Source organism: Photorhabdus kayaii, assembly GCF_025384895.1.
In the GTDB taxonomy this organism is placed as follows: Bacteria; Pseudomonadota; Gammaproteobacteria; order Enterobacterales; family Enterobacteriaceae; genus Photorhabdus; species Photorhabdus kayaii.
This window is the reverse complement of sequence record NZ_JAJAFZ010000123.1, coordinates 1-5,137: the sequence shown is the minus strand read 5'-3', so window position 1 is coordinate 5,137 and position 5,137 is coordinate 1. Positions and strand designations below refer to the sequence as shown.

At 35.5% G+C, this 5,137-nt stretch carries 5 protein-coding genes, 1 pseudogene and 1 CRISPR repeat array; of the genes and pseudogenes, 2 read left to right on the top strand and 4 right to left on the bottom strand.

Translation table 11 applies throughout. The annotated features are described in order from the left end of the window. Positions 1-216: 216 nt before the first annotated feature. The 4 genes from LGZ98_RS22860 to LGZ98_RS22845 form a co-directional block, all read right to left on the bottom strand. Complete coding sequence (locus tag LGZ98_RS22860; RefSeq protein ID WP_113043441.1) at positions 217-891, bottom strand: helix-turn-helix transcriptional regulator; 675 nt, start codon at positions 889-891, stop codon at positions 217-219. A gap of 641 nt (positions 892-1,532) precedes the next feature. Then, complete coding sequence (locus tag LGZ98_RS22855; RefSeq protein ID WP_262978649.1) at positions 1,533-2,441, bottom strand: WaaZ-like lipopolysaccharide core biosynthesis protein; 909 nt, start codon at positions 2,439-2,441, stop codon at positions 1,533-1,535. Positions 2,442-2,484: 43 nt separating this feature from the next. Beyond that, positions 2,485-2,667, bottom strand: a complete 183-nt coding sequence (locus tag LGZ98_RS22850; protein WP_113043439.1) for an LbetaH domain-containing protein — start codon at positions 2,665-2,667, stop codon at positions 2,485-2,487. Next, the gene (locus tag LGZ98_RS22845; protein WP_262978648.1) at positions 2,651-2,893 is read right to left on the bottom strand and encodes a hypothetical protein; all 243 of its coding nucleotides are present in this window, start codon (positions 2,891-2,893) and stop codon (positions 2,651-2,653) included. The genes LGZ98_RS22850 and LGZ98_RS22845 overlap by 17 nt, the downstream gene beginning before the upstream one ends. Positions 2,894-3,129: 236 nt before the next feature. Here LGZ98_RS22845 and LGZ98_RS22840 point away from each other — a divergent pair, with 236 nt between their 5' ends. Next, the gene (locus tag LGZ98_RS22840) at positions 3,130-4,047 is read left to right on the top strand and encodes a phage tail protein (protein WP_113043438.1); all 918 of its coding nucleotides are present in this window, start codon (positions 3,130-3,132) and stop codon (positions 4,045-4,047) included. A gap of 271 nt (positions 4,048-4,318) precedes the next feature. Further along, positions 4,319-4,884: a CRISPR direct-repeat array (repeat unit 28 nt; unit sequence GTGCACTGCCGTACAGGCAGCTTAGAAA). 40 nt (positions 4,885-4,924) lie between these two features. Continuing rightward, positions 4,925-5,032: pseudogene (locus LGZ98_RS24385) on the top strand (tyrosine-type recombinase/integrase); the annotation flags it as partial. Positions 5,033-5,137 lie beyond the last annotated feature (105 nt).

Genomic DNA, 5,137 nt, shown 5'->3' with positions numbered 1-5,137 from the left:
CCCGATGTATTTTGAAATCCATAGGGTATAATCATGCTTTTTATGACTAACTGCCTATCTCAATAGGGCTATTTTATTTGCCATTTTGAACCTAGGCAGTGCTCAAAATCCTCACGTACTACGTGTACGCTCCGGTTTTTCCGCGCTGTCCGTGTTCAAACTGCCTGCAACAATTACGCTTATTGAGATAGGCTCTAAAAATAGTAAATAAAATTATTAAGAGAGTAAAAATTTTTCCGGTACATAGCGTTTAAAATTGTTGATGAGACAATATTCTTCCAGTTGTTGGTTGGAGTCAACACCTATCTTGTGGTATATATTGGTCATATGGGATTCAACTGTACGGTAAGAAATATTTAATACTCTTCCAATCTGTTTCCTGGTGTATTTTTGTAAAAAGAAAAAAATAATATCCCACTCACGTTGGGTAAAAGAATCTGTTGGTGGGTGAAATATAATAGAGGTAGGCAGCTCGTTATAATATTGATGTAAGTTAATTAATGAAAAATCTTTGGCTTTCCATCCATGAAAAAATATGCCTATACATTCCTTTGCATCGTTATATAGTGGTAATTTTTCTTGGAAGTAAGACGATAAGATTTTTTCTTTTCCATATGTATATGTTTCAAGTGAACAGATTCTTTTCCCTTTTGTCATGACAATTTTATCATGATCAATAAATTCTTTCGCAAACTCCGCCCCGCTCCAGGGAAGTTCGTCATCAAAAAGTCCTTCATAATCAAATGATGTTGGAATGTTTTGAATAGATCTTAGGGCCAGGTTAGCATAAATAAATCGTGAATTTTTATCTTTGATTCCCCACGGTTCATTACTTGCTTCCATCGTGTTTATTATTTGTGATGAAATATATGTTCCATTAATTTTTTTCATGATTAAGTCCTATTATACTAAATGATCAATATTTATAGGGTGTAAAAGAGGGTAGTTATTTTTCTTGTAGTGGTCTCCAAATCAGTGAGTTTCTAGCAAAGTGACTCGGCATCGTTTCAAAGTATGTTTTATCTTACTTTTTATATTTTGCATAGTAAATCCTTGGTGATTACTTAAGACATCATCTAAATGATTTAAGTAATAGTTCTACTTAACATGACTTGATTCTATAGCATAGAACAACAATTTATTTTTCAAGGGAAAATACCTATTAATTAAATTCTTTATTATTTAATAAAGAAACTTTAAATAAGCACAAATATATTTATAAATATTATTTTACAGTAAAATCATTTAATAAGGGGTATGAATGTTCAATGATAGCTGGTCTTTTCGATGGTAATTATTGATGACGGGTATAGTCTCGGAATATTGTGTCGAAAAATAGCTTTAACATTTCTGGAATTAATAATAATCCCTTAATTAAAATAAGACCAAATGAAATTTATCTGTGATTATTTTAATTTTTTGTGAAGTTATGATGGTGAAAATTTCCGAGATAAAAAATAAATCAATCTAAAAATATGAAAAATTTATTAATTATCTCGTTGCGCCTTGGTACTTATAAGAAATCTAATGACTTAAATTTCCCTATAATCTAATTTTTCGAATGAATTTATAGCGCTATTTTTCGATAGATTATAAATTTTAACTCCTTTTTTTATTGCTATTTCATGAGCCAGGTTGAAACAAGGAATGATGAAATCATGTAAGTTATTATTTAATTTGGTATCTAGCTGGTCATTTTGGGTTTCATAAAACCTTGGTTTCGAAAAATTGTTCATGTCTAGACCGGCGAAATATATTTTTTTATAGCCCAAAAACAATGCTATTTGCAAAGCGGAATAGGCAACTGTTGTTCCGTTGTAGAATCCGAGATTTAAGTTTAATGAGAATGCTACATCATTCTGTATTATTATTTCATCACTCTTTATTTCAAAAAGTTCTTTTTCCTCTTGATAAACTGGTTGATCAATATTCTCAATAATAATGACTTTACATGTTAATTCAAGATAACCGTAATGAATTAAGATATCGTTGAGGCAATCCATTGTTGTGAAGAATATCAATTCATCGTTTTTTAATATATTTAAAACGATATTCTTCCTATTTAGAATGAATGTTCGGTCAATTATAACATGGTATTTGAATTTCACTTCTGGTGATAATTCATATGAACCGTTAACACCCATAATATCAAATTTGGTATCATCAAAAAAATCTGTTTTGATGGTAGATACCGAAGGTCCAGATGCAATAATGATTAAGGGTTTTTCTGATTTTTTGGGGAATTCATTGATGTTTATATTTTTATTATTGAATGAAACAGAGTCGATTTTGCCATTAATGTTTCTTGAGATCTTTATGTGAGGCCAAAAGTTCATATTGTGCTTCATTTTTTTACTGGATACATTTCTGTATATTGATTTTGTTATATTCTGCTTACAGAGCATACCTAGTTTTAAAAGATATTTATATTTAAAAAACATATTGTGGTCCTATTTTTCATTTTAAACTGGAATATTCAATTAATTATTTTTTACTTTTTATCTTTATTTCATTTTGAGATTTAGGTGTATACGCAATACAATTAGCGGGGATATCTTTATTAACAAATGACATTGCGCCTATGTATACATTATCTCCAATTGTTATATTATCACTTATAATACAAGAGCTTGCACCTATTTTTACATTATCACCTATACCCGTCATCTTTCAAGCTGCCTCTTTGTTGGCTGCACTCACTCACCCCGGTCACATAGTTATCTATGTTCCCGGGGATTCGTTCCCTTGCCGTCGCGATGCAACTTGAAATCCATAGGGTATAGATCAATTTGGCAAACCTAGCTATGTGAAATTTTGTTGACGAAATACAGGTGAATCCCAAGAAAAAGCCACCGTCAAGTGCAAATGACGTAAATCCAGTAAACACAGACACAATTTCAATTGTTGCCAACTCTGATTAATAGATAAATTTATGGATGTGGTTTCTAATGTTGAACTATTTATTGCTAGAAATGATATAAAAATAATTAACCTTATAAGTAATAAGAACACTACATTATTCTTTTTCTGAACTAGACTTGATTGGCGTGAATTGCAAGAGGGATTGTTTTTACAATAATTCAATATATTGATTATAAAATAACATTATTTAATTTCAGGAGAAAGTACATGAGTTATAAGAATGATTTTAAGGCTTTTTCTATTGGTGATAATGCGAATGTGGTAAATCAAGAAAAATATGAAGAAAACCAAAGTTTGAAGACTGGATTTACACCAGATAATGTTCCCACTCACTTGTTAAATAAGGTATTACGTCAAGCATCAACCATATCATCTGTCGTGGCTGATTTTATCGCGACACGATCTGGCAATGATGTTCTGGATGATGGAAACATAGCCAAACTCACCACTCAATTAAATAAAGCGCTAGAGCAAAAAATTACAACAGACATTCCCAGTGCTTCATTAACACAAAAGGGCGTTGTTCAGCTTACAAATGTGATTGGCGATAGCAACACATTGGCGGTTACACAAAAGCTTGTTCAGGAAGTCATAAATTCATTACGTGAATATACCCGCGAGGAGATAGATAACCGGATTAAAACAGCCAATGAAATTCCGGTTGGTTCTCCTATTCCGTGGCCGTTACCTCATCCACCATTCGGTTATTTCACTTGTAATGGTTCAGCATTTAATAGATTGCAGTATCCGAAGTTGGCGGAAGCTTATCCTGACGGCAGATTGCCTGATTTAAGAGGCGAATTTATCCGCGGATGGGATGATGGTAGAGGTATTGATAGTGGCCGTGGAGTTTTAACTCATCAGGGGGATGCCATCAGAAATATTGAAGGCTCATTTCCCGGTGCGATAACAAATGGTTACCATCTGGCAACAAAAGGGGCTTGTTATGCTAGTGCAACTTTTGGCGTGGCTACAGATGGTAATCCCAAATCGGTAGGTCATTTTACCCCGGATACTGTATACACTGCATACGGTTTTGGGTTCGATACGTCAAGGGTTGTTCCTGTCGCTTCGGAGAACCGCCCCCGCAACGTAGCATTTAATTACATAGTGAGAGCGGCGTAATGGCTGAACAAAAATACGCTTGATAGCCAGAATATAGAAGTACTCTAGGATATGGGAATTTTGCTTGTTGATGGACAAGCATGTTGGCTGTAAAGGGTAAAATGTAACTGAAAAAATGATATTTCCCCGGACCTAAATTTTACCCTTTTTTAACGACCAACTATAATTCATTGATTTTTAATGAAATTTAACCTGTCTCATAAAAAAGGTTTTTTTTGCTTTTGATAAATATATTCTTTGATAGTCAGTGAGTTGGAGTTAATATGTAACAGTGCACTGCCGTACAGGCAGCTTAGAAAGCTCGGCCCCGTTAAGGCCAGCCGCAGTTTGGGTGCACTGCCGTACAGGCAGCTTAGAAAATAAGTGGTTGCTGTTTACGGTGACTGGATTGGTGCACTGCCGTACAGGCAGCTTAGAAACTGATGATTCCAAAAGGATTTTTTCCATCACAGTGCACTGCCGTACAGGCAGCTTAGAAATTTGAGGTTCGTTGGGAAGGCACTTCGGTAACGTGCACTGCCGTACAGGCAGCTTAGAAAAATTTTTAAGAACTTTCGTTCTCTCTGCAAGCGAGCACTGCCGTACAGGCAGCTTAGAAAGCTCGCGCAAATTGGTATTGCTTCGGGTAAGTGCACTGCCGTACAGGCAGCTTAGAAAGCGGATAATTGGATGCCCCCACGAGTTCGCAGGTGCACTGCCGTACAGGCAGCTTAGAAAATAGTATGACGACTTGGCATCAGTTCCAGAAAGTGCACTGCCGTACAGGCAGCTTAGAAATCCAAATCAGATATCCCCTTCGCTTTCAGATCGTGCACTGCCGTACAGGCAGCTTAGAAATGAAGATAGTGGTGCCAGGCGGGAGTGGACGACCCGCATTTGGGAAGGTCATCCCCCCTCATTTCATGAACAAAGGTCTTTATCTGAACGGCTATACAGAGAGCATCAAGTAAACACGCAGCGACTACGCGGACATAAGTCATTTTGATTATCAGCATTCAGCAGTGTTTTATAACACCTGTCGTTGACTTAAATGGCCCGGCGTCTCCGGGACATGAATGTGAAGACGGAATACCCGAAAATAAATCATCGT

Coding starts and splice junctions, on each gene's coding strand:
- LGZ98_RS22850 (WP_113043439.1), bottom strand. CDS start 2,667: ATGACGGGTATAGGTGATAATGTAAAAATAGGTGCAAGCTCTTGTATT.
- LGZ98_RS22840 (WP_113043438.1), top strand. CDS start 3,130: ATGAGTTATAAGAATGATTTTAAGGCTTTTTCTATTGGTGATAATGCG.
- LGZ98_RS22860 (WP_113043441.1), bottom strand. CDS start 891: ATGAAAAAAATTAATGGAACATATATTTCATCACAAATAATAAACACG.
- LGZ98_RS22855 (WP_262978649.1), bottom strand. CDS start 2,441: ATGTTTTTTAAATATAAATATCTTTTAAAACTAGGTATGCTCTGTAAG.